Below are 24,212 nucleotides of genomic sequence, written 5' to 3' on the forward strand. Positions count from 1 at the left end.
GATGGACCGCGAAACCTACGACAAGGGCATGGAAATCCGGCGCGCGACCCTGGGCGACGCCTATGTCGACAAGGCGGTCGCGGGTATCGACGACTTCACCCGCGAGTTCCAGGAAATCGTGACCACCTATTGCTGGGGCGAGGTCTGGGGCCGCGACGGGCTGCCCCGCAAGACGCGCTCGATCATCAACATCGCGATGATCGCCACCCTGAACCGCCAGCACGAGCTGGGCGCGCATATCCGGGGCGCGCTGAACAACGGCGTCAGCCGCGACGAGATCAAGGAAGTGCTGCTGCAGGTCGGCATCTACGCGGGCGTACCGGCGATGGTCGACAGCTTCCGCACCGCAAAGGCCGTGCTGGCCGAGATCGACGCCGAGGCCAAGTGATGACGATGGGATTCGTCGGCATCGGCACCATGGGCGATCCCATGGTGCACTGCCTTGCCGTGGCCGGGCACAAGGCCATGATCCACGACGCCAATCCCGCCGCAGCCGCCGCCGTGGCGGACCGCGACGGGCTGACCGCCGCGCTGGCCGCCGCCGATGTGGGTGCGGCCTGTGACGTGGTCATCCTGATGCTGCCCGACAGCCGCATCGTCCGTGACGTCTGCCTCGGCACCGGCGGACTGGCCGCCGCGATGGCGCGGGGCGGGGTGATCGTGGACATGTCCTCCTCCGATCCGATCGAGACCCGCAAGCTGGGGGCCGAGTTGAAGGAGATGGGCCTGACCCTGCTGGACGCGCCGGTTTCGGGCGGCGTGCGCAAGGCGCGGGACGGCACGCTGGCGATCATGCTGGGCGGGGACGACACGGCGGCGATGGACCGTGTGGAGCCGATACTGACCGGTATGGGCAAGGTGTTCCGCGCCGGACCGCTGGCGGCGGGCCACGCGACCAAGGCGCTGAACAACTACGTTTCCGCCGCCGGTCTGGTGGCCGCCTGCGAAGCGGTGATCGTCGGGCGCGACTTCGGTCTCGATCCGGCGGTTCTGACGCAGATCGTCAACGCCTCGACCGGGCGCAACAACTCGACCGAGAACAAGATCGCCCAGTTCGTCCTCTCGGGTGCCTATCGCGATGCGGGCTTTGCACTGCGATTGATGAGCAAGGACGTCGGTCTGGCGGCCGGACTGGGACGGCATACCGGACACGATTTCCCCGGCCTCGCCGCCGTCTCGGCGATCTGGGCGGATGCGGCGGAACGGCTCGACCCGCAGGCGGATCACACCGAGATCCACCGCTATCTGGAACAACTGGGCTGAGGGGGAGAAGCCTATGACCTACCAGGTCCATGCGATACAGTACGGTCTGGTCCCTGAACGGACCTCGGCCGGCAATTTCCTGGGCGGCGACCCGCATGAGAACGCGCCGATGCCGCTGCACTTCTACGTCTGGCTGATCCGCGGCAACGGGCGCACGATCCTCGTCGACACCGGTTTCAACGCGGAACGCGCGGCGCGGCGGAACCGGACCATCGACCGCTGCCCGATCGAGGCGCTGAGCCAGTTGGGCGTTGCGGCGGGGGACGTGGACACCGTCGTGATCACGCACCTGCACTACGATCACGCGGGCAACATGGACAAGCTGCCGAACGCGCGGTTCGTGCTGCAGGAGGCCGAGATGGGCTTTGCCACCGGCCGCCACATGCGCCACGCGCTGATCCGCCATCCGTTCGAACTGGGCGACGTGCAACTGATGGTGGCGCTGAACTACGCCGAGCGGGTGGACTGGATGAACGGCGACGGCGAGATCGCGCCGGGCGTGCGGGTGCATCACCTGCCGGGGCATTCGCTGGGGCTTCAGGCCGTGACGGTCGAGACGGAGGCCGGGCGCATCTGCCTCGCCTCGGACGTGGCGCATTTCTACGACAACATCGCCTATGGCCTGCCCTTCCCGATCACCGCGAACATCGCCGGGCAACTGGACGGGCATGAAACCGTGCGGCGGCTGCCGTCGCGGCCCGAACTGCTGGTGCCGGGCCACGATCCGCGCGTGAACACGAGCTTCGAGGCGATCCCCGACGATCCGCTGATCTTCGACCTGACCAGGCCGCTGGCCTAGGCGCGGAAGAGCGCCTCGGCCATCTGGCGCAGCTTGGCCTTCTGGATCTTGAGCCCGTTCGCGCTCTCGGTCGCGGGAAACGCGTCGAGCGTGACCACACGCTCGGGCACCTTGTAATGCGCCAGCCTGTCCGCGACATGGGCGATGACCGCGCCCTCGTTGGGCCCTGGCGCGCCCGCCTCGGTGGTCACGAAAGCCACCGGACGCACCCGTATGCCGTCGACCGCGCCGACGACCTGCGCCTTCTCGATGCCCTCGACCTGCTCGATCACCTCTTCGATCTCGCGCGGGTCGGTCAGGAAGCCCGAGAGCCGCAGGAAATCGCCGTTCCGCCCGAGATAGACGAAGGTTCCGTCGCCGCGCAGGTAGCCCGCGTCTCCGGAGCGGAAGTAGCCTTCGCCATCCACCGCCCTGGCGGTCGCTTCGGGGTTCAGGTAGTAGCCCGCGAAATTGGTCGGCGCCTTGATCTCGATGACGCCGGGCGTGCCATCCGGCAACAACGCGCCGCTTTCGCTGTCGCGGACGCGGACCTGTGTGCTGTCGCCCCCGGCCGGCAGGCCGCCGCCCTTGAGCCGTTCGGTCAAAGGCAGGGTCATCGGCTGGATCGAGAAGATCGCGTTGACCTCGGAGGCGCCATAAAGGCCGCACATGGGCACACCCGCCTCGGCCATCTCGCGCAGGTCGCCCTCGATCCCCGGCGTGAAAGTCGGGAACCCGCACAGCCGCGCGCCGTCGAAGACGCCGGAATCGGCGCGCCACATCTGGCGGAACATCTCGTCCGAGCCGAAGAAATGCGTGACCTGTCCGGCCCGCGCCGTGCTCAGCGCGTCCTCCAGCCGCCATTGGGCGTTCAGCCAGACCGGCGCGCCGCCGGCCATCGCGCCGAGCACCGTGTTCAGCCCGAACACACCGCAGAGCGGCATGATCGCCAGCAGCGCCGCACCCTCGGCATCGAAGCCGTAGGCGCGTGCGGAGTTGCGGGCGTGCAGGGTCAGGCTGCGCTGGCGGTGCAGGACGAGCTTGGGCAGGTTTGTGGTGCCGGACGTGGTGAAGAGCAGCGCGGGGCTGTCCGCACTGCCCGCGCCATCCGCCACCGCATGGGCCGTGTCGAGAGCGACGTTCACGACGGGGCGCTCATGGAGCGGGTCGGCGGCGCCGTCATCCATGACGGCGAAGGTTTCGAGGGCGGGCAGATCGGTGCAGTCCAGCCCTTCGACAAGCGACAGGAAGTCGGTGTGCCGGTCCTGCCGCTCGAACACCAGCATCCGCGCGCCGGAGCTCTTAAGGATGTGGTGCAGCTCTGCCGTGCGGTAGCGTGTGTTGACCGCCGCGATCATCGCCCCGATGCGGCCCGCGCCGAACATCAGCGCCAGCCATTCTATGCGGTTCGGTAGCCAGACCGCCACACAGTCGCCCGCGCCGATCCCCTGCCCCCGCAGCCATCCCGCCGCACGTCCGACGAGGTCGTCGAAGGCTGCCGCGCTGATCGCCTCGCCCTCGGGCGTGACGAAGAGCGGGCGTGGATCGCCCGCCTTCGCCATGTCCAGACCGCTGGCGATCAGGCTGTCGAAGCTCAGCGCGTCAGACATCGCCTCAGCCCTGGTATTCGGCCATCAGGCGGCGGGCGATGATGATCTGCTGGATCTGGCTGGTGCCTTCGTAGATGCGCAGCAGGCGGACGTCGCGATAGAGCCGCTCGATCGGATACTCGGCCATGTAGCCCGCCCCGCCGTGGATCTGCAGCGCCCGGTCGGCCACGCGCCCGGCCATCTCGGAACAGAAGTATTTCGACGCCGAAGCGTTCAGGATCGCCTGCCCTTCGGTATCGTATTGTTGCGCCGTAGACCGCACCAGAGCCCGTGCCGCCGCCAGTTCCGCCGCGCTGTCGGCCAGCATCGCCTGCACCAGCTGGTGCTGCCCGATCTCGACGCCGAACTGCTTGCGCTCCAGCGCGTAGCCGGTCGCGATATCCAGCATCCGCTGCGCCGTCCCGACCGCCATCGACCCCACGTGGACGCGGCCCCGGTCCAGAACCTTCATCGCCGTACGGAAGCCCTTGTTCTCGTTCTGCGGCCCGCCGATGATCGAGGTTTCGGGCACGCGGACGTTTTCAAAGATCACATCCGACGTCTTGGTCCCGCGCTGCCCCAGCTTGCGGTCGGGCTTGGCAACCGTCAGGCCCGGCGTGTTGGCGGGGACGAGGAAGGCCGTCACGCCGCCGCCACCCGCGATGTCGGGGTTCGTCCGGGCGAAGACGGTGAACACCCCCGCGCGCACGGCGTTGGTGATGTAGCGCTTGGTGCCGTTGATGACGAAGTCGCCGCCGTCACGCTTGGCCGAGGTGCGGACGCTGCCCGCGTCGGAGCCGGTGTCGGGCTCGGTCAGGGCAAAGCTGGCGATCATCTCGCCGGTGGCAAGGCGCGGCAGGTATTCGTCCTTCTGCGCATCGGTGCCGTCCATGACGATGCCCTGGCTGCCGATCCCGACGTTGGTGCCGATCAGCGACCGGAAGGACATGGAGGCATAGCACAGCGCCTCGACCAGACGGCTTTCCTGCAGCGTGGACAGGCCCAGACCGCCGCGCTCCTCGGGGATGGACATGCCGAAGAGACCCATGTCGCGCATCTCCTGCACGATCTCCTCGGGGATGTCGTCCTCGGCCTCGACCCGGTCCTCGGCCGGGATCAGGCGGTCGCGGACGAACCGCTGCACCGTGCTGAGGATCTGTTCGAATACGTCTGCGTCGACACCCTTGGCCATGTCTCTCTCCTTACTTGCACTCATCGCGTCCCGCCCCGCGGGGCGGTCTTTCACTGTCACTCCCACGGACGCCTTGCGCCGTCAAAGCCGTTCTTTATAAAGAATCATATTCTGGAAAGAAAAAAGATGAAGCCCGCAGAGCACCAGAAATTCGTCGGCGCCGTCCAAGCGGCGGTCAAGATCATGCGGCGGCTGGCCGAGGTCGATCAGGCCGAAGGCGTGGCCAGCATCGCGAGGGCGACGGGCCTGAACGTGTCCACCACGTTCAACATCCTGAAAACGCTGACCAAAGAACGCCTTGTCACCTTCGACGACCGGACCAAGGCCTATGACCTGGGGCTTGGGGTGCTGGACATCGCGATGCCGGTGATGGGCCGCCCGCCCGCCGAGCTGATCCGACCGCTGATGGAAGAGATCGCCGAGCGGCACCAGACCTCGGTCGCGCTGTGGCACGTCACCGACGCGCGGCGGGTGGTCATGTCGGACCATGTCGCGCCGAGTCGCGTGGTCCATGCGGTGCTGCGACCGGGCGCGCGATTCCCCGACCTCGCCGGGGCCGTCGGCCGCTGCGTGGCCGCGCACCGGGAGTACGACCGCGACACGCTGGAACGGGAGTTCGCCGCGCTCAGATGGCAGAACCCGCCGTCATTCGACACATACTGGGCAGAGGTCCAGCAGGCCCGGCAGGACGGCTATGCCATTGAGGTCGGACAGCTTTTCCGGGGCATCACGCTGATCGCCTCGGTCGCCTGCGATGCGCAGGGCGCACCCAGGCTGGGATTGAGCGCGGTCTCCATTGCGCAGCAGATCGAAGACGATAGGCTCGCCGACGTGGCGCGGGACCTGTCGACGGCGGTTCAGGCGATCGAACGCGGGGTATTCGGCGTGACGGGAGGGTCGCGCCGGGACTGATCCGCGACAGGGAGGATACATGATGAACGACAGCGACGCGGCAGGGCTTTCCGCCCTGTTCGAACCGAAGTCCATCGCGGTGATCGGCGCGTCCGGCGATCCGCAGCGGATCGGCGGGCGGCCCATCGACTTCTGCAAGCGCGGTGGCTTTAAGGGGGCGATCTATCCGGTGAACCCGACGCGGGACGAGGTGCAGGGGCTGAAGAGCTATCCCGACCTTGCCGCGATCCCCGGACCGGTGGACATGGCCATCCTCGCCATCCCCGCCGCGCGGGTGATCGAGACGCTGGAGGCCTGTGGCGCGAAGGGCGTGAAGGCCGCCGTTTGCTTCTCTGCCGGGTTTGCCGAGATCGGGGGCGATGGCGTCGCGGCGCAGGACGAGATGATCGCGGTGGCGCGACGGCATGGGATCCGCCTGCTGGGGCCGAACTGCCTCGGGCTCTATGGTGCGTCCGTGGGCGCGGGGGCGACGTTCTCCTCGGCGCTGGAGGGCGAGATGCCCAAGCGGGGCGGGATCGGGCTGATCACCCAGTCGGGCGCGTATGGCACGCATCTGCTGTGCCTCGCCAAGGACCGCAGGCTGGGGATCGCGGGCTGGGTGTCGACCGGGAACGAAGCCGATGTGAGCGTCGCGGAGTGCCTCGAATACATGGTCGAGCGGGACGACGTGACCTCGGTCGGGCTCTATCTGGAGGGGATCAACCGCGCCGACACGCTGATCGCGGCGCTGAAGAAGGCGCGCGAGTTGCGCAAGCCGGTGGTGATCATGAAGGTCGGCGCATCCGAGGTCGGCGCAAAGGCGGCGCAATCGCATACGGCGTCGCTGGCCGGGTCGGACGCCAGCGTGCAGGCGGTGATCGAGCAGTTCGGCGCGCATCGGGCCAAGACGACGGAAGAGATGTTCGACATCCTCTACGCCGCCTCAATCGCGCCGATCCCGCCGGGCGACCGGCTGGGGATTATCACGGTGTCCGGCGGCGCGGGCGTGCTGATGGCCGACGCGGCCGCGACCTACGGGCTGTCAGTGCCGCCGATGCCGGAAGCGTCGGTCGCCAAGCTGATGGAGCGGAACCCGTTCTCCTCGCCGCGCAACCCGGTGGACGTCACGGCACATGCGCTGAACGACTTCGACCTGATCCCCGAGAACCTGGAGGAGATGATCCGCATCGGGCTCTTCGACAGCTACGTCGCCTTCTTCACCTCGTGGGTTGGATCGGCCAGCCTCGGCCCGCGTCTGCGCGAGGCATTGATGTCGAAGCTGAAGGGGTTCGACCGGCCTTTCGCGCTGGTCGGGCTGTGCGATGCGGAAGTCTCGGCGGCCTATGACGCCGATGGTGTGCTGACCTTCGAGGATCCCTCGCGGGCCGTCGCGGCGCTCGGAGCTCTGGCGAAGTTCGGGCGCAGCTTCGATACGGCCGCGCAGGGTCAGGGCGCCCTGCCCGAGGTGAACGTCGCGCCGATCCCGGCGCGGACCATGGGCGAGGCCGAGGCCAAGGCGATCATCGCCGAGGCAGGCGTGCCGATCCTGCCCGAGGTCGTCGCCCCGACTGCCGACGAGGCCGCGCAGGCGGCGGAGGTCATGGGCTATCCGGTTGCGATGAAGATCGTGTCACCCGACATCGCCCACAAGACCGACATCGGTGGCGTGGCGCTGAACCTTGCGGACGCCGAGGCGGTGCGGCGGACGGCGGAGCGGATGCTGACCGAGATCCCGAAGCTGAAGCCGGAAGCGAAGATCGAGGGCGTCCTCGTCAGCCCGATGGCGGGCGCGGGGGTCGAGCTGATCGTCGGCACCCAGCAGGACGCCAGCATGGGGCCGATGGTGATGGTCGGCCTCGGCGGCATCCTCGCCGAGGTGCTGAAGGACGTCGCGCTGGCCCGTGCGCCCGTGACCAAGGCCGAGGCGCTCGGGATGCTGTCCCGCCTGCGTGGCGCGGCGATGCTGGATGGCGTGCGCGGTGCCCCGCCCGTGGACCGGGACGCCATCGCGGACATCATCAGCCGCCTGTCCGTCCTCGCCGCCGCCAATGCCAATACGGTCGAGAGCATCGAGATCAACCCCCTGCTCGCCCGTCCGGACGGCCCCGTCGCGCTGGATGCGCTGATCGTCCCGCGCGACCCGGCGACTTGACCTTTCCCCCGCCCCGCGCAAACCGTGGGGCGGGGAGGAAACCAGTTGGATTTCCGGCAACTCAGATATTTCGTCACCATCGCCGAGGCGCAGTCCTTTTCCCGCGCCGCGATGTTCCTGAACGTGGCCCAGCCCGCGCTGTCGCTGCACGTCCGGAACATGGAGGCGGAACTGGGGACCGAGCTGCTGATCCGCACGCCGCAGGGTGTCACGCCCACCGAGGCGGGCACGCTGTTGCTGGACCGGGCGCGGATGCTGCTGGCGGATTTCGAAAGCGCCCTGCAGGAGGTCCGCGATCTGGCCGAGGAACCGGCGGGCGAGGTGCATATCGGCCTCCCCGGCACGATCTCGGAACTGCTGTCGGTGCCGCTGATCCTGAAGGTCCGCGAGCGGCATCCGAAGATCCACCTGCGCGTGGCCGAGGCGATGAGCGGCTTCGTCCTGTCATGGCTGCAGGAGGGCGATCTGGATCTCGGCCTGATCTACACCGCCGTTTCCGGCCACGGCCTGCGGTCCACCCCCGTTCTGACCGAGGAACTGCGCCTGTTCGCAGCGCCCGGCCGTGCCGATGCCCCGGCCAGCGAACCGGTCGATCCGGCCACCATCGCCGCCCTGCCCCTGATCCTGCCCGGCCCGACCCACGGGCTGCGCGCGCAGATGGACCGCGAGGTCGAAGCGGCGGGCTCCGCGCTCGGCACGGTGACCGAGGTGGACAGCTACAACGCGATCAAGGACCTCGTGGCGCGGGGGGCCGGGTTCTCCGTCCTGCCGGTGAACGCCATCGCGCGCGAGGAAGCGGCGGGAGAGCTGCAGAGCTGGACGCTCGGCACCCCGCCGATCCGGCGCACGGTGCATATCGTCCAGCCCGAGGGGCGGCCCGCGTCGAAGGCCGCGCTGGCGGTCCGGGCGCTGTGTGTCGAGACGCTGGAAGAACTGATCGCTGAGGGCAGATGGCTGACCGGCGCGGGGGCCATATCGGAAAGTTATACCCCTTAGCCATAAGCGGGATTTGATCCCCGGCCCGCGCGGCGCGATAACCGCGCGGAAATGGAGGGCCTCATGGAAAATTACGACGACATTCGCGCCGAGGTGGCCAAGCTCTGCGCGAACTTCCCCGGCGAATACTGGCGCAAGCTGGATCGCGACATGGCCTATCCGACCGATTTCGTGAACGCGCTGACAGAGGCGGGCTGGCTCGCCGCCCTGATCCCCGAGGAATACGGCGGGTCGGGCCTGCCGCTCTCTGCCGCCGCCGCGATTCTCGAGGAGATCCAGCGGCAGGGCGCCAACGGCGGCGCCTGCCACGCGCAGATGTACATCATGGGCGCGCTGCTGCGGCACGGGAACGAAAAGCAGAAACAGGAATACCTGCCCAAGATCGCCACCGGCGAACTGCGCCTGCAGGCCTTCGGCGTGACCGAACCGACGAGCGGCACCGACACGACCTCGCTGCGGACGACCGCGGTCAAGCAGGGCGACCATTACGTGGTGAACGGCCAGAAGATCTGGACCTCCCGCGCCGAACATTCAGACCTGATGCTGCTGCTGGCCCGGACGACGCCCAAGGACCAGGTGACCAAACGCACCGATGGCCTGTCGGTCTTCGTCGTCGACATGCGCGAGGCGCTGAAGGATGGCATGACCATCCGCCCGATCCGCACGATGATGAACCATTCGACGACCGAGGTCTTCTTCGAGAACGTCAAGGTTCCGGCGGAGAACCTCGTGGGCGAAGAGGGCAAGGGCTTCCGCTACATCCTCTCGGGCATGAACGCGGAGCGGATCCTGATCGCCGCCGAATGCGTGGGCGACGCCAAGTGGTTCATCGAGAAGGCGACCAACTACGCCAACGAACGCTCGATCTTCGGCGGGCCGATCGGCCGCAACCAGGGCGTCCAGTTCCCGATCGCGCGGGCCTATGCCCAGATGCGCGCCGCGGAACTGATGGTGAAGGAAGCGGCGCGCAAGTTCGAGGCGGGCGAGAACTGCGGGCCCGAGGCGAACATGGCCAAGATGCTGGCGGCAGAAGCCTCGTGGGCGGCAGCCGAGAGCTGCGTCCAGACGCACGGCGGCTTCGGCTTTGCCGAGGAATACGACGTGGAGCGCAAGTTCCGCGAGACCCGCCTCTACCAGGTCGCGCCGATCTCGACCAACTTGATCCTCAGCTTCATCTCCGAGCACGTCCTCGGGATGCCGCGGAGCTACTGATGCAGCCCCTCAAGGGACTGAAGGTGGTGGCCGTCGAACAGGCGGTCGCTGCACCTTTCGCCACCGGGCGGCTGGCCGATGCGGGCGCCGAGGTCATCAAGATCGAACGGCCCACGGGCGATTTCGCGCGGGGTTACGACGACACCGCAGCGGGCCAGTCGAGCTATTTCGTCTGGCTCAACCGGGGCAAGCGGTCCGAGGTGCTGGACCTTGCCTCGGACGAGGGTCGCAAGGCGCTGCGGGCCCTGATCGCGGATGCCGACGTGCTGGTCCAGAACCTCAAGCCCGGCGCCATGGCCCGGATGGGGCTGGACCCTGCCGATCTGCGCGCGGCCTATCCGCGCCTGATCACCTGCTGCATCTCGGGCTATGGCGAGACCGGACCGATGGCCGACCGCAAGGCCTATGACCTGCTGATTCAGGCGGAATCGGGCCTGTCCTCGATTACCGGGGGCCCGGACGAGCCATCGCGTGTCGGCGTCTCCATCGTGGACATCGCCACCGGGGCCACGGCCCATGCCGCGATCCTCGAGGCGCTGATCCAGCGCAGCATCACCGGCAAGAGCGTCGGCATCCATGTCTCGATGTTCGACGTCATGGCCGACTGGATGGCGGTGCCGCTGCTGCAGCACGAGGGCGGCAAGACGCCGAAACGCGTGGGCCTCGCGCATCCGTCCATCGCGCCCTACGGCGCCTTCTCGGGCAGCGACGGGTCGGTTTTTCTGATCTCGGTCCAGTCGGAGCGGGAGTGGCAGAGCCTCTGCACCCATGTTTTGGGTGACAGCGACATCCCCAAGGATCCCCGCTTTGCCTCGACCGTTGCGCGGGTCACCAACCGGGCCGAAACGGACGCGCTGGTTGCGGCCGCCTTCGCCAGGCGCACGGGCCAAGAGCTGGTCGCCGACCTGACCCGTGCGGACACGGCCTTTGCGCAGGTGAACGACATGGCGGGCCTTTCGGCGCATCCGCACCTGCGGCGCGTCACGGTCGCGACGCCGAACGGGCCGGTCAACCTGCCGGCGCCTGCCGCGATCTTCAGTGACGGCACGCGCAGGCTCGGGCCGGTTCCGGCCATCGGCGAAACCCCGGAGGAGTGAGGCAATGACCGACATCGACATCGACCACCTGCGGACGTGGATCGGCAAGGAGGAGGCGGTCGAGGAACTGCTCTCCGACGACCTCGTCCGCCGGTTCAACGCCGTCACCGGCTATGCCGCGCCCGCCGACAGGACCGGCGGCCGCCCGGCGCCGCAGCTGGTGCATCTGTGCCTCGCCCCGCCGGTAGCACCCAACGATCAACTCGGGCCCGACGGCCATCCGGCGCGGGGCGGCTTCCTGCCGCCGGTGCCGCTGCCAAACCGGATGTGGGCGGGCGGCGAGATGCGGTTCCTGCGCGAACTCAGCACCGGGCGGATGGTGAAGCGCCATTCCACGATCGAGGACGTGGTGCTGAAGCAGGGGCGCACGGGGCCGCTGTGCTTTGTCACCGTCAGGCACCGGATCAAGGACAGCCAGGGCGTCGCGATCGAGGAACGGCAGGACATCGTCTATCGCGAGGCGACGTCGGGCCCCGCGCCGACGCGCCCCGCCGCCGCGCCCGGCGCGCATCACGAGGTCGTCCGCGCGGATTCCGTGGTTCTGTTCCGCTACTCGGCGATCACCTTCAACGGGCACCGCATCCACTACGACCAGCCCTACGTCACGCAGGTCGAGGGCTATCCGGGCCTGATCGTGCACGGCCCGCTGCAGGCGACATGGCTCTGCCACCTCGCCGAACGTCTGAAGGGCAAGCCGCCCGCGAAGTTCACGTTCCGCAGCCTCGGGCCGCTCTTCGACGTCGACACCGTGACGCTGAACGCGGAAGAGGACGGCGATGCGCTGCGCCTGTGGACCGCCGCCGAGGGCGGGCCGGTCGCGATGGAAGCCCGCGCCGAATGGTGAGTCGCAAATAGCGGATTGATCGGCTCGCGAAAGCGGCCATTACTGGAACCTCCGGTCCCGGAGGTTCCAGTGCCCGACATCGCGATACTCGGCGCCAATGGCGTCTATGCCCGTCACCTGATGCCCCGGCTGACCGAGGACGGCATCCGCGTCCGCGCCATCGTCCGCCGCCCCGAGGCCGCTGGCGCGGCCCGCGCCGCCGGGGCCGAGATCGCCGAGGCGGATATCTTCGACCACGAAAGCCTCGTCCGCGCGCTGGACGGCTGTTCCACCTGCATCAACCTTGCCACCTCTCTGCCCGGCCCCTCGGGTCGCGGTGACTTCGCGGCCAACGACCGGCTCAGGCGTGACGGGGTGCCCGTGCTGATCTCGGCCTGCCAGGACGCGGGTGTGGCGCGGCTGGTGCAGCAGTCCATCGCGATGGTCTGCAACGGGGGCGACCGCGTCATGCGCGGCAACGAAAGCCCCGAGCCGCAGGGCAACCCGCTGGCCACCGAGGCCCTGCGCGCGGCGCTGGAGATGGAGACGGCGGTGCGCAGCGCGCCGCTGGACCACATGATCCTGCGGGGCGGGTTGTTCTACGGTCCGGGCACCGGGTTCGACGAGGCATGGGTTGCGCAGGCCGTGGCGGGCAAGCTGCGGCTGCCGGCGGAGCCCGACAATTGGGTCACGCTGGTGCACATCTCGGACATGGCCGAGGCTACCGTCTCAGCCCTGCGCCATTGGCAGGCGCGCGAAACCATCGCGGTGACGGACGATCAGCCGACGACGTGGCGGCGGCTGTTCACCCATGTCTGCACGCAGGTCGGGGCCGAGGCGCCGGAACCCGGCGACCGGCCGGGCTTCGGGTCGTTCCGGGTCAGCAACGAACGCGCGCGGAACCTGCTGAACTGGGCCCCGCGCTATTCGTCCTATGCTTCGGGCCTCGCCCGCTAGGGGCTCAGCCGAACTTGGCCGGGCGCTTTTCCATGTTGGCGCGGATCACTTCCTTCTGGTGATCGCCGCCGATCAGGTTCGCCTGCTCGCGGCTTTCCTCCAGCAGCACGGCCTTTTCGTCGGCCCCGCTCTCGATGAAGTCGATCAGCCGCTTGGCCGCCCGGATGGCGGAGGGCGACTTGCCCGCGATCACCTGCGCGATCTCCATCGCGCGGGCCAGCGGATCGTCCGCCAGCTCGGTCACGAGACCCAGTTCCAGCCCCTTGGTCGCGGGAATGATGTCCGCCGTGTAGGTCAGGTAACGCAGCACGTCGGACCGCAGGATGTGGCGGAAGATCGGCATGCCGCCCATGTCGGGGACGAGGCCCCATTTCATCTCCATGATCGACAGCTTGGCGTCCGGCGCGGCGACGCGGATGTCGGCCCCGATGGCCAGCTGCATCCCGGCCCCGAAGGCCACGCCATGCACCGCCGCGATCACCGGCACCGGCAGTTCGCGCCAGACGGTCGAGACGCGCTGGCTGATGTTCGACAGCCCGTGCGTCCGCACCATCATCCGGCGTACCGGGTCTTCCTTGGTCATCGAGCCGAAGCTCGCCATGTCGAGCCCGGCGCAGAAGGCACGGCCCTCGCCCGACAGGACGACGACACGGACATCGTCGCGGTCCATCAGGCTTTCGCCCGCCTCGACGATGGCCTTTTTCATCTCGGGATCCACGGCGTTCATCTTGTCCGCCCGGATCAGCGTGACCTTTGCGATATGGTCCTCGACCACCACGGAAACGCGATCGTTCATTCTGTTGTCCTCCTGCAACCTGACGTTGGCGCGACTGCACCGCATCCGCGCGCCAAGGTCCAGCCCCGGCATGCGGATTTCACTGGACGAGTGCCCCGGACCGGATCTAATTCGCGCCATGACCGGACCTCGCCTGACACCCCTCGTCGCCTCGCTGCCCGCCACCGTTCCCTTCGTGGGCCCGGAGGAACTGGAACGCCGCCGGGGCGCGCCCTTCGACACCCGCCTCGGGGCGAACGAAAACGTCTTCGGGCCCTCGCCCAAGGCCATCGCGGCGATGGAGACGGCGGCCGGTGCGATCTGGCAATACGGCGACCCGACCAGCCATGACCTGCGCACGGCGCTGGCCGCGCATCACGGCTGCGGGATGGAGAACATTGTCGTCGGCGAAGGGATCGACGGACTGCTCGGATACCTCGTGCGGATGCTGGTGGCCGAGGGCGACGTGGTCGTCACCTCGGCCGGGGCCTATCCGACGTTCAACTACCATGTGGTCGGCTACGGCGGACGGCTGGAAACGGTGCCGTATCGTGACGATGCCGAGGATCTGCCGGCGCTGATCGAAAAGGCCCGCGCGACCGGCGCGCGGCTGATCTATTTCGCCAACCCTGACAATCCGATGGGCAGCTACATGACCGGCGCCGCGGTGGCCGCCGCGCTGGACGCGCTGCCCGCTGACACCTTGCTGATCCTCGACGAAGCCTATGCGGAGTTCGCTCCGGCTGACGCGGCCCTGCCGCTGCCGGTGGACGATCCGCGCGTGATCCGCATGCGCACCTTTTCCAAGGCCTACGGCATGGCGGGTGCACGGGTCGGCTATGCGCTCGGCCATCCGGAGCTGATCGGCGGCTTCGAGCGGGTGCGCAACCACTTCGGCATGAACCGCGCCGCGCAGATCGGCGCGCTTGCGGCGCTTCAGGATCAGGACTGGCTGGCACGCACGCAGGCGATGGTCATCGGCGCGCGTGAGCACATCGGGCGGATCGTCCGGGCGCATGGCCTGACGCCCCTGCCCTCGGCCACGAACTTCGTCACCGTCGACCTCGGCGGCACCGGCGATCTGGCCCGCGCGACCGTCGCGGCGATGGCCAAGCGCGGCGTGTTCATCCGCATGCCCTTCGTCGCGCTGCAGGACCGCTGCATCCGCATCACGTGCGGGACCGAGGCGGACCTTGCCCTGCTCGAAGCCGCGCTGCCCGCCGCCCTGGACGAGGCGCGTCGCGCCTGACAGGTGACAGACGCCGCGTCCGCGTTATTCTTATCCATATGTGGTTGGATGAGGTGGCCATGGACGACAAGCGGCCGTCAGCCCCAGATTATACGACAGCGGTGCTGTGGATGGGGCTCGTGAACCTGCTGTGGATGCTCGGCGTGATCTGGGCGATGTTCGGCATGCCCGCCGTCCTCGCGACCGGCTACGCGCTCAATCGCGGGATCAGCTGGCTGTCGACACGGATGGGCTGACGGCGGGGCGCTCAGCCCCGCGCGATCACCTCGGCCGCCGCCGACAGCGCGCCCGCGCCGAACGGGATGTCCAGCGCCCGCATCCCCGCCTCGACCACGCCCAGCAGGCCGAGGATCATGTGCGCGTTGACGTGGCCCATGTGGCCGAACCGGAAGAAGCCGTCGCCCTTGGGATCGTCGCGCTCCGCCATGCCGATGCCGAGGCCCAGCACGACGCCGGCCTGCGTCTCGGTCCATTTCCGCAGCCGCGCGCCGTTGTCGCCGCCGAGGCCGAGCGCGGTGACCGCATGGCTGCGATCCTTGCGGTCGGCGATGTTCAGCGTCATCGGCCCGCCCTGGCCCCATGTCTCGCAGGCGGCCCAGATCGCCTCGGCCAGAACGGCGTGGCGATGCCAGATCGCCTCCATCCCCTCGGCGTGGATCATGTCCAGCGACTTGCGCAGGCCATAGACGTGGTGCGTGGCCGAGGTGCCGCCGAAATACTGGTAGGCCCAGTCGGGTTCCGCGCGCGGGCCCCAGTCCCAGTAGCGCGAGACCTCGCCGTTGCGGGCACGGGCGGCGGCCTTGGCCTTTTCGTTGTAGAAGACGAAGCCGAGGCCCGGCGGGACCATCAGGCCCTTCTGGCTGCCAGTGACGGCGATGTCGACGCCGTCGGCGTCCATCTCGAACCGGTCGCAGGCCATCGAGGCGATGCAGTCGGCCATCAGCAGCGCCGGGTGGCCCGCCGCGTCGATCGCGGCGCGCAGGACGCCGGCCTCGTTGCGGACCGAGGTCGCGGTATCGACGTGGCTGAACAGGACAGCCTTGATCCGGTGCTCCTTGTCCGCGCGCAGGGCCTCTTCGATCCGGGCGGGGTCGATGGGGCTTTTCAGGCCGAAGTCGACCTTCTCGATCTCCAGCCCCACGCCGACGCCCTGATCCGCCCAGCCATGGCCGAAGCGGCCGGTGACGGCGACCAGCACCTTGTCACCGGGCCGCAGCGCGTTCGACAGCGCCGCTTCCCATGCACCGTGGCCGTTGCACATGTACATCGCCGCATAGCCGTCGGTCCGCGCCACCTTCTTGAGGTCGACCAGCAGCGAGGCCATCAGGTCGACGATCTCGCCCTCGTAGATATTGGGCGAGGGGATGTGCATGGCCTGAAGCACCGGGTCCGGCATGACGGACGGGCCGGGAATGGCGAGGTAGGGGCGGCCAGCGGCGAGGGACATGGGAAGGACTCCGGCGGAATATTCAACCCGCGCAGCTTTAGCGTGGCGTTCGGGAGGGTCAATTGCCCGCGATCCACTTCGGCGGAAACCTTGCGTGCGCTGGCGCAGGGCGGCTAAGTCGCAGGATCTTCCGGTGGATGGCACGGCAATGGGATGGCTCGAACGGCTGCGGGAATGGGAACGGCGGTGGCGCTACGGCTACCGCACCGATTTCTCGACGCCGGAGGACCGGCGCCGGGCCGAGATCTACATCCGCTGGTTCGACCACGGCATCCTGCGCGGCCGCTGGACCAACGGGGCCGAGATCGCGCCGGGCGTGTTCCGGTCCAACCAACCGACGCGGGCGCGCTATGCCGCTATGAAGGCGGCCGGTGTGCGCTCGGTTCTCAACCTGCGCGGGGACGAGGGCGACGGCCCGCCACTGCTGATGGCGCGGGAGGCCTGCGCCGCTTTGCGGTTGCATCATGTGGTCGCGCACCTGCCGGGCCGCCGTGCGCCTGCAGCAGAGGACATCCTGTCCCTGATCGCGATCTTCCGCGATATCGAACGGCCGTTCTTCATGCACTGCAAGTCAGGCGCGGACCGGAGCGGGTTTGCCGCCGCGATCTACCTCATGACCTGCGAAGGACGCAGCCCTGCCGAAGCGCGGCGGCAGCTTTCGGCGAGGCACCTGCATTTCGCCCGCAGCCGCGCGGGTGTGCTGGGACTGATCCTCGACCGTCACGCCGCATCAGGCCTGCCGCTGGAGACCTGGCTGCGCAAGGACTACGATCCGCAGGCGATACAGGCAGAGTTCGATCAGCGCCGCCGTCAGCGCTGATCCACTAGCGCGCGGCCACGGCCTCTGCGGGCAGCAGGTGCAGGCCCTTGCGCAGCGCGTCCTCGGGCCGGTCGGTGGCCAGCGCCGCCCAGACGTGGCGCGGCAGCAGCAGCCCCTGCACGGGGCGCGGCGCACGGCCCGCGCGGACGGCGAGGTTCACGACCCCCGCCCCGATCCGCGCCAGTGGTCCGCCCCCCGCCCCCAGGCGGAAGCAGGCGGGCCGGTCCGTCACGAGATGCTGGAGGGCGACCTCGGCCCAGCCGGGCCCCAGCCGGACGCGCGGCGGCAGGAACATGAGCCATTCGCCGCCCGCCTCGGTCGCCCCGCGCCGCATCTGCGCGACACGGCCTGACGCGCCCTCGGCCCAGATCGCGCCAAGGTCGGCGGCCACCTTGCGGGTCGCGTCCCCTGATCCGCCGTCGCTGACGATCAGTTCGCGGATCAAACCGGCCTCCAGCCCTTCGAACAGCGCGGCGGCGCAGCCGGGCAGATCGGTGGCCGAGTCGAGGGTTGGAATGATGACGGAGACAGGCGCGCGCACGGCTCCCCCCTGTTACCTGCGTCTAGGCTGGCTATATTGACCCATGACACCTGACTGACAAGACCGAAGAGAAAGCTGCCACCCATGGGACGCGCAATCTACCGCATCACCGGGCCCGACGCCCGCGACTTCCTGCAGAATCTGGTGACCAACGACGTCCGGCAGCTGGACAGTGCGGGGATCGTCTATGCCGCGCTTCTGACGCCGCAGGGGAAATACCTTGCCGATTTCTTCCTCGTGAAGGACGGCGAGTCGATCCTGCTGGACGTGGATGACAGCCTCGCTGCCGGGCTGGTGCAGCGGCTGACGATGTACAAGCTGCGGTCCAAGGTGCAGATCGAGGAGACCGGGCTGGGCGTCTCGCGCGGCAGCGGCACGCCGCCCGAGGGGGCGGTTGCGGACCCGCGCCACCCGGCGCTCGGCTGGCGGCGGTACGACGCGGCGCCGACCGATGACGGCACCGACTGGGACGCCGTCAGGGTGGCGCACTGCATCCCCGAGACGGGAATCGAGCTGACCGCCGACACCTTCATACTGGAAGCCGGGTTCGACCGGCTGCACGGCGTCGATTTCCGCAAGGGCTGTTACGTCGGTCAGGAGGTCACGGCCCGGATGAAGCACAAGACCGAGCTGCGTAAGGGTCTGGCCGTGGTCGATGTCGACGGACCGGCCGATCCGGGCGCCGAGATCGTCGCGGACGGGAAGGCTGCGGGTGTGCTGCACACGCGGGCGGGCGACCGGGCGATCGCCTATCTGCGGTTCGACCGCGCGGCAGGGCCGATGTCGGCCGAGGGCGCGCGGGTCGTCTGGCCGCAGTAATCGGCCGCAAATTTCGAGCGTGCATTCCGGATGCCGGGGGGACTGCCCGCGGATTGGGCAACTGAGGCGCCCGTGCAACAATCCGGGCAGCCGGACCGCCCGTATCCCGGGCATCCGGGCCGCCTGACGGGCCGACGCACCCCCGAAAACACGAAGGCCGGGCGCAAAAGCCCGGCCTTGCAGTTTCCGCATAACGCGACGTCAGGCGCGTTCGGAATATTCCATCGTCTCGGTGTTCACGATGATGTCCTCGTCCTGTCCGATGAACGGCGGGACCATCACCTTGATGCCGTTGTCGAGAATCGCCGGCTTGAAGCTGTTGGCGGCCGTCTGGCCTTTCACCACCGGCTCCGTCTCGACGATCTTGCAGGTCACCTTTTGCGGCAGGGTCGCGTTCAGCGCCTCTTCGCCGTAGAACTCGACCAGGATCGTCATGCCGTCCTGCAGGAACGGACGACGCTCGCCCAGCAGGTCTGCGGGCAACTCGATCTGTTCGTAGGTTTCGGCGTCCATGAACACCAGCATCCCGTCGTTTTCATATAGGAATTGCTGGTCTTTCTGCTCGAGCCGGACCTGTTCCACCTTGTCGGCGGAGCGGAACCGCTCGTTCAGCTTGGAGCCGGTGCGCAGGTTGCGCAGCTCGACCTGTGCGAACGCGCCGCCCTTGCCGGGTTTGACGTGATCGACCTTCACCGCCGCCCAGAGCCCGTTGTCATGTTCCAGCACGTGACCGGGCCGGATTTCGTTCCCGTTAATTTTCGGCATACCACTTTCCGCGAAGTAGGTTGATCTGAATCAGGGCGGACCTATATATCGGCGGAACGGCTGAGGCAATATGACGACCGTTCGCTAGGCAGACCCGGAAGCCATGCAAAAGACGCATGACGGACTTGCTTTAAAGCGCTATCCGAATCGTCACCCTTTCGCCATAAGTCGCCGGACGCCAGAAACGCAAGAGCAATAACAAAAGGACGCAAGATGAAGGATTTCGTGGACGGCACGGCTTTCAACAACGAACAGGGAAACCGGGCGCGGAAACTCTTCGCGGCCGTTGTTCTTGCCGCGCTCGACGATGCTATTGCCGATGACAAGAAATACGGCAACGGCCCGGATCAGATCGCCCGCTGGGCGCGCTCGCGCGATGGCCGCGAGGTTCTGAGCTGTGCCGGCATCGACCCGAACGAACGCGTTGTTCAGGGCCTGATGGAGTTCGTGTCCAAGGGTGTGCGCACCTCGGTCGCGCTGTCGCGCGAAGAGAGCGAGCGTCGCCATGCCGCCGAACAGGCCGAAGCCGCCTGAACCAGTTACAGACTGCTGCCATGAAAGACGCGCCCCCTCGCTCGGGGCGCGTCTTTCTCTTTGGGAGTGCCGAATGGCGCGCATGAGGAAACGGTCCCGATGACACGGGCGATCATGATCCAGGGCGCCGGGTCCAACGTCGGCAAGTCGATGATCGTGGCCGGCCTGTGCCGTGCCTTTGCCGATCGCGGCCTGCGCGTCCGGCCGTTCAAGCCGCAGAACATGTCGAACAACGCGGCCGTGACCGTCGACGGAGGCGAGATCGGGCGCGCCCAGGCGCTGCAGGCGCTGGCGGCACGGGTGGATGCGACCGTGCATATGAACCCCGTGCTGCTGAAGCCGGAATCCGACATCGGCGCGCAGGTCATCGTGCAGGGGCATCGGCTGACCACGACGGCGGCGGCTGACTTCATGGGGCTGCGCAAGGGGCTTCTGGGCTCCGTCCTGCAGTCGTTCCATCACCTGACCGGGGTGGCGGACCTGATTGTCGTCGAAGGGGCGGGCAGTCCGGCCGAGGTCAACCTGCGCCCGAACGACATCGCCAACATGGGCTTTGCCGAGGCGGTGGGCGTGCCCGTCATCCTGATCGGCGACATCGACCGCGGCGGAGTCATCGCGCAGATCGTCGGGACCAGGGCTGTTCTCGCGCCATCCGATGCGGCGCGGATCCACGGGTTCGCGATCAACAAGTTCCGTGGCGACCCGGCGCTGTTCACCGGCGGGCTGACGGCGATCACCGGTCACACCGGCTGGCCCTCGCTCGGGGTGCTGCCGTGGTTCGAGGATGCGTGGCGGCTGCCCGCCGAGGATGTGATGGACATCGCATCGCGCGGCGACGGCGCATTCCGCATCGCGGTGCCGCATCTGCCGCGGATCGCGAATTTCGACGATCTGGACCCGTTGCGCGCCGAGCCCGGCGTCTCGGTCCAGATGATCGGGCCGGGCCGCCCGCTGCCCGGCGATGCCGATCTTGTGCTGATCCCCGGATCGAAGGCCACAATATCCGATCTCGCCCGTTTCCGCGCGGAAGGCTGGGATATCGACCTGCAGGCCCACGTGCGGCGCGGCGGGCTGGTCTTGGGGCTGTGCGGCGGTTACCAGATGCTGGGGCGCGAGATCGCCGATCCCGAAGGGATCGAGGGGCCGCCCGGCACCGTCGCGGGTCTTGGGCTGCTGGACGTCACCACCGTGATGCGCCCGGCCAAGCGGCTTGCCCTGTCCGACGCGCGCCACCTTGCCAGCGGGGCGGCGCTGTCGGGATACGAGATCCACCTGGGCGAAACGGCCGGGCCGGACTGCGCGCGGGCCTGGCTGGAGATCGGCGGGCGGCCCGAAGGTGCGGCGTCACGCGACGGGCGGATCATGGGGTGCTATCTGCACGGGCTATTCGCCTCGGACACGTTCCGGCGCGCGTGGCTGTCGGAGGCAGGTGTCGCCTCGGGCCTCAGCCATGATTACGAGGTGGAACAGACGCTGGACCGGCTGGCCGCGCATGTGGCGGCGCATCTGGATCTGGATGCGATACTGGCTTTGGCGGCCGAGGTGACGGCCTAAAGCAGGTCGTGCGCCGTCAGGGCCCGCTGGATTTCGCGACGGACCAGCTTGCGCACGTTCCGCGTGATCCGCTCGCCCAGGGCGCCCTGCAGTTCCTGCCGCACGATCTCCGCAACCATGTCGCGCAGCGCCTCTTCGTCGATCATCGGTGCGTCGTCGTAGAATTCGTTCCGATCCGGCTCCGTGCGGGATGTGGTGGAATGCTGCCACCCCGCGCCTGCGGAGGTCTGGAACGTGCCGTGGTCCAGCTCGTCATCCGCCGGTCCGATGCCGGGCTGATCGTCATCCAGCAGGTCCGCGACCTCGTCGTCATCGGCCGGATCGAGATGATCTTCCCACAAGAGCGCCTCGCTGGCCGCATCACCCGCAAGCGCAGTGTCTGCATCCTGTGCACCGGCAGCGGACAGGTCCGCGCTGGCCTGGCCTGCGCCGCGTTCCAGACCGGCGATGCGTTCCTCGAGCGACAGGACACCGCGCGACCGCAGGAAGGACGGGATCGGGCTGTCGGGGCGCGGCTCACGATGCAGGAAGGCCGGCTCGGGCGCGGCCTCTTCCGGCGTCATCGCGTCGTCATCATCCGCAAGAGCCTCTTCGTCGGGCTCCTCCTCGAAATCGGCGGGGTCAAGCTGTGCACCTTCCTCTTCGCCGATGTCGTCGTTGCGCGGGTCATAGCTCCCCAGAACGGGGCCGGCGACATTGCCGCCCTCGTCCTCGTAGCCGAGGTCATCGTCTTCGGCCTCCGCGGCGGCCAGTTCACGCATCAGGGCGTCGCTGTCGCGCGCGTAGTCCGACTGATGCGCACCTCCGGCGGCGTCGTCATCCTTGTCGGCGTCCTGGAGCCAGTCGTTGAAGGAGGCCATGTCAAATGCCCCGTCCACGTCGGCATCGTCACCCGCGTTCCGGTCCCGGCCCGTCGTGGCGACCGGCTCTGCCTCATCCGACTCGGTCAGGACCTCGGGCGGGAAGGGCGATTCGTCGAACTCGTCCTCCTGGAACGCCGACAGATCCAGGGCACTGCCCGCTTCACCTTCATCCGCCATGTCCTCGGGATCGTGCACGCGCAACGCCGGCGTCAGCACCAGCTTGTCGACCGGTTTCGGCTGTTCAGGCTCAGCCGCGCGGTGGTCCTCAGGGGTCGAACGGGGCGCCGCATCGCGGCCCTGCCGGGTCTGTGCCCGGACCTCTTCGGACACGAGCTTGCGAATGGAGGACAGAACATCCTCGATCTGCACGTTGGTCACGGGATCGGACATGACAGGTCACCACTCTCGCCTCGCCCGCAGAATAGCCTGCAGACGTCGATTTCTCAACTGACCGCTGTCAGTTTTAATCTTTTCCAAGCTTGCGGAGCACACGGTCCAGCTTCTGCCCGCGCTCGCTGAGGCCGGCCGGCGCATCCTTCACCATGTTGTAGTAGCCCGCCGGGTCGAACAGCTGGACACCCAGACCCAGGTCCCGGGCCGTCATCCGGCCCGTTGCGGCCAGCAGGTTGTAGGCGTTCACGTATTCGTCGATCTGGGCCGAGATGAAGGTGGTCCGTGCCGACAGCAGTTCCTGCTCGTAGTTCAGCACGTCCAGCGTGGTCCGGGCACCCAGCGTCGTTTCCTCGCGCACGCCGCGGAACGCGACATCCGCCGCGCGCACCTGTTCCTCGCCCGCAAGGCGGCTGGCCCGTGCGACCAGCACGTTGGAGTAGGCTGTGCCAGCTTGCTGGCGCAGGCCCTGGGCGACCGTGTGCAGGTTTGCCCGCGACGCATCGCGCCGGGCCATCGCCTGCCGCTGCAGCGAGCTGAGCCGCCCGCCGGAATAGATCGGACCCGTGGCCTGAAGCCCCAGCGTCACGCCGTTGGAATACCCGTCGTTGTTCAGGTTCCGCGTCACGCCATACCGCGCCGAGGCGCTGATCGTCGGTTTGAGCGCCAGATCGGCCGCGGTCACGTTCAACTCCGCAACCGTCACGTCCTTCTGCGCGGCCAGCATGTTCGGGTGCTGACGCACCGCGACGGCCATTGCGTCCTGCACCGAAGCGGGCAGCCGCGGCAGGCTGCGCGGCGGCACCAGATTGCCCGGCTCGCGCCCGGTGGCGGCCAGATATTCCAGCCGTGCCGCGTTCAGCGCGCCCTCGGCGGCGGCAAGCCCGCTGCGCGCGGCGGCCAGCCGGGCCTCGGCCAGCGACACGTCGGTGCGCGTCACCTCGCCCACGTCGAAGCGGTCCCGCGCGGCGCGCAGTTCCTGCGTGATCAGGCGCATGTTGTTCTGGCGCAGGGCCAGCGTATCGGTTGCCCGGCGGACCTCGAAGAACGCCGTCGCGGCCCGCAGCAGAACCGACTGTTCCACCTGCAGCAGCGTGTAGCGCGCGCTCAGCACCGACTCCTTGGCGATCTCGATATCGACCTTGGAGGCTCCGAAATCATACACCAGCAGCTGCAGGGTGATCCCCAGTGTTGCACTGGCGGAATCGCTGTTCGTGGCGGTGAAGCCATTGGCGGCGGAGGACGTCCGGGTCAGGGACTGGTCGATACCCGCCGACCAGCTGATGATCGGCCGCAAGGCCGACACGGCCTGCGCCACGTTTTCGTCCGCGGCCCGCAGCAGCGCCCGGTTCTGCTGAAGCAGTCCCGACTGGTTGTAGGCCGACACGAGCGCATCGGCCAACGTTTCGGCCCGCGCCGGAAGCGTCGCAAGCCCGGTCGCAAGAGCCAGCGCCGCAACTCTCAGTCCTGTCTTCAGTCCTTTCATCGTACCGCCCTGCCTCTTT

24 protein-coding genes are annotated in these 24,212 nt (G+C 68.2%); 16 read left to right on the forward strand and 8 right to left on the reverse strand.

Annotated features, from left to right (window positions below; all coding sequences use genetic code 11):
• Position 1 precedes the first annotated feature (1 nt).
• The 3 genes from pcaC to ATO6_RS01740 are packed head-to-tail and all read left to right on the forward strand — an operon-like array spanning position 2 to position 2,062.
• Complete coding sequence (gene pcaC, locus ATO6_RS01730; protein WP_088622219.1) at positions 2-388, forward strand: 4-carboxymuconolactone decarboxylase; 387 nt, start codon at positions 2-4, stop codon at positions 386-388.
• Positions 388-1,263, forward strand: coding sequence for an NAD(P)-dependent oxidoreductase (locus tag ATO6_RS01735; protein WP_217898958.1), 876 nt, complete (start codon positions 388-390; stop codon positions 1,261-1,263). The genes pcaC and ATO6_RS01735 overlap by 1 nt, the downstream gene beginning before the upstream one ends.
• 13 nt (positions 1,264-1,276) lie before the next feature.
• A complete protein-coding gene (locus ATO6_RS01740) occupies positions 1,277-2,062 on the forward strand; it encodes an N-acyl homoserine lactonase family protein (RefSeq protein WP_176440792.1) in 786 nt (261 codons plus the stop codon).
• Here the strand turns inward: ATO6_RS01740 and ATO6_RS01745 are convergent.
• On the reverse strand, positions 2,059-3,651 hold the full coding sequence (locus tag ATO6_RS01745; RefSeq protein WP_088622222.1) for an AMP-binding protein: 1,593 nt from the start codon (positions 3,649-3,651) through the stop codon (positions 2,059-2,061). The two genes, ATO6_RS01740 and ATO6_RS01745, sit on opposite strands and share 4 nt — an antisense overlap.
• Before the next feature lie 4 nt (positions 3,652-3,655).
• Positions 3,656-4,822, reverse strand: a complete 1,167-nt coding sequence (locus tag ATO6_RS01750) for an acyl-CoA dehydrogenase family protein (RefSeq protein WP_088622223.1) — start codon at positions 4,820-4,822, stop codon at positions 3,656-3,658.
• A gap of 126 nt (positions 4,823-4,948) precedes the next feature.
• Here ATO6_RS01750 and ATO6_RS01755 point away from each other — a divergent pair, with 126 nt between their 5' ends.
• From ATO6_RS01755 to ATO6_RS01785, 7 genes are all read left to right on the forward strand, one after another.
• Positions 4,949-5,734, forward strand: a complete 786-nt coding sequence (locus ATO6_RS01755; protein ID WP_088622224.1) for an IclR family transcriptional regulator — start codon at positions 4,949-4,951, stop codon at positions 5,732-5,734.
• Between the two features lie 22 nt (positions 5,735-5,756).
• On the forward strand, positions 5,757-7,865 hold the full coding sequence (locus ATO6_RS01760; protein ID WP_088622225.1) for an acetate--CoA ligase family protein: 2,109 nt from the start codon (positions 5,757-5,759) through the stop codon (positions 7,863-7,865).
• A 45-nt stretch (positions 7,866-7,910) separates the two neighbouring features.
• Complete coding sequence (locus ATO6_RS01765; protein ID WP_088622226.1) at positions 7,911-8,861, forward strand: LysR family transcriptional regulator; 951 nt, start codon at positions 7,911-7,913, stop codon at positions 8,859-8,861.
• A 63-nt stretch (positions 8,862-8,924) separates the two neighbouring features.
• Entirely contained in the window at positions 8,925-10,073 is a 1,149-nt protein-coding gene (locus ATO6_RS01770) for an acyl-CoA dehydrogenase family protein (RefSeq protein WP_254919042.1), read from the forward strand.
• Complete coding sequence (locus ATO6_RS01775; protein WP_088622228.1) at positions 10,073-11,170, forward strand: CaiB/BaiF CoA-transferase family protein; 1,098 nt, start codon at positions 10,073-10,075, stop codon at positions 11,168-11,170. Before ATO6_RS01770 ends, ATO6_RS01775 begins: the two co-directional genes overlap by 1 nt.
• 4 nt (positions 11,171-11,174) lie before the next feature.
• Positions 11,175-12,014 (forward strand): MaoC family dehydratase N-terminal domain-containing protein, encoded by an 840-nt coding sequence (locus ATO6_RS01780; protein WP_088622229.1) that lies wholly within the window; start codon positions 11,175-11,177, stop codon positions 12,012-12,014.
• A gap of 69 nt (positions 12,015-12,083) precedes the next feature.
• Positions 12,084-12,950 carry an NAD(P)-dependent oxidoreductase gene (locus ATO6_RS01785; RefSeq protein WP_088622230.1) on the forward strand — a complete coding sequence of 289 codons (867 nt, stop codon included), beginning with the start codon at positions 12,084-12,086 and terminating at the stop codon, positions 12,948-12,950.
• Positions 12,951-12,954: 4 nt separating this feature from the next.
• On the opposite strand, the gene ATO6_RS01790 is transcribed toward ATO6_RS01785, so the two are convergent.
• Positions 12,955-13,746 (reverse strand): crotonase/enoyl-CoA hydratase family protein, encoded by a 792-nt coding sequence (locus ATO6_RS01790; protein ID WP_088622231.1) that lies wholly within the window; start codon positions 13,744-13,746, stop codon positions 12,955-12,957.
• Positions 13,747-13,864: 118 nt separating this feature from the next.
• Here ATO6_RS01790 and ATO6_RS01795 point away from each other — a divergent pair, with 118 nt between their 5' ends.
• Together ATO6_RS01795 and ATO6_RS25375 are read left to right on the forward strand one after the other, a co-directional pair.
• On the forward strand, positions 13,865-14,974 hold the full coding sequence (locus ATO6_RS01795; protein ID WP_088622232.1) for a pyridoxal phosphate-dependent aminotransferase: 1,110 nt from the start codon (positions 13,865-13,867) through the stop codon (positions 14,972-14,974).
• 110 nt (positions 14,975-15,084) lie between these two features.
• Positions 15,085-15,210 (forward strand): hypothetical protein, encoded by a 126-nt coding sequence (locus ATO6_RS25375; RefSeq protein ID WP_254919043.1) that lies wholly within the window; start codon positions 15,085-15,087, stop codon positions 15,208-15,210.
• 11 nt (positions 15,211-15,221) lie between these two features.
• Here ATO6_RS25375 and ATO6_RS01800 read toward each other — a convergent pair whose 3' ends face one another.
• Positions 15,222-16,421 carry an alanine--glyoxylate aminotransferase family protein gene (locus tag ATO6_RS01800; protein WP_088622233.1) on the reverse strand — a complete coding sequence of 400 codons (1,200 nt, stop codon included), beginning with the start codon at positions 16,419-16,421 and terminating at the stop codon, positions 15,222-15,224.
• A gap of 133 nt (positions 16,422-16,554) precedes the next feature.
• On the opposite strand from ATO6_RS01800, the gene ATO6_RS01805 reads away from it, so the two are divergent.
• Positions 16,555-17,241, forward strand: coding sequence for a tyrosine-protein phosphatase (locus ATO6_RS01805; RefSeq protein WP_254919044.1), 687 nt, complete (start codon positions 16,555-16,557; stop codon positions 17,239-17,241).
• A gap of 4 nt (positions 17,242-17,245) precedes the next feature.
• Here ATO6_RS01805 and ATO6_RS24950 read toward each other — a convergent pair whose 3' ends face one another.
• Positions 17,246-17,782 carry a glycosyltransferase gene (locus ATO6_RS24950; RefSeq protein ID WP_088622235.1) on the reverse strand — a complete coding sequence of 179 codons (537 nt, stop codon included), beginning with the start codon at positions 17,780-17,782 and terminating at the stop codon, positions 17,246-17,248.
• An 84-nt stretch (positions 17,783-17,866) separates the two neighbouring features.
• Between ATO6_RS24950 and ATO6_RS01815 the strand changes: the two genes are divergently transcribed.
• Positions 17,867-18,601: a folate-binding protein YgfZ gene (locus ATO6_RS01815; protein WP_088622236.1), complete on the forward strand. Its 735-nt coding sequence runs from the start codon at positions 17,867-17,869 to the stop codon at positions 18,599-18,601.
• Positions 18,602-18,802: 201 nt separating this feature from the next.
• Here ATO6_RS01815 and efp read toward each other — a convergent pair whose 3' ends face one another.
• Entirely contained in the window at positions 18,803-19,366 is a 564-nt protein-coding gene (gene efp, locus ATO6_RS01820; RefSeq protein ID WP_088622237.1) for an elongation factor P, read from the reverse strand.
• Between the two features lie 213 nt (positions 19,367-19,579).
• Here efp and ATO6_RS01825 point away from each other — a divergent pair, with 213 nt between their 5' ends.
• Both ATO6_RS01825 and ATO6_RS01830 read left to right on the forward strand, forming a co-directional pair.
• Positions 19,580-19,900, forward strand: a complete 321-nt coding sequence (locus ATO6_RS01825) for a DUF6280 family protein (RefSeq protein ID WP_088622238.1) — start codon at positions 19,580-19,582, stop codon at positions 19,898-19,900.
• Positions 19,901-19,999: 99 nt separating this feature from the next.
• The gene (locus ATO6_RS01830) at positions 20,000-21,454 is read left to right on the forward strand and encodes a cobyric acid synthase (RefSeq protein WP_088622239.1); all 1,455 of its coding nucleotides are present in this window, start codon (positions 20,000-20,002) and stop codon (positions 21,452-21,454) included.
• Here the strand turns inward: ATO6_RS01830 and ATO6_RS25380 are convergent.
• Both ATO6_RS25380 and ATO6_RS01840 read right to left on the reverse strand, forming a co-directional pair.
• Complete coding sequence (locus ATO6_RS25380) at positions 21,451-22,707, reverse strand: hypothetical protein (protein WP_088622240.1); 1,257 nt, start codon at positions 22,705-22,707, stop codon at positions 21,451-21,453. The genes ATO6_RS01830 and ATO6_RS25380 overlap by 4 nt on opposite strands.
• Before the next feature lie 73 nt (positions 22,708-22,780).
• A complete protein-coding gene (locus ATO6_RS01840) occupies positions 22,781-24,193 on the reverse strand; it encodes a TolC family outer membrane protein (protein ID WP_088622241.1) in 1,413 nt (470 codons plus the stop codon).
• Positions 24,194-24,212 lie beyond the last annotated feature (19 nt).

Origin of the sequence: Oceanicola sp. 22II-s10i, assembly GCF_002210105.1 — a bacterium.
In the GTDB taxonomy this organism is placed as follows: Bacteria; Pseudomonadota; Alphaproteobacteria; order Rhodobacterales; family Rhodobacteraceae; genus Pseudooceanicola.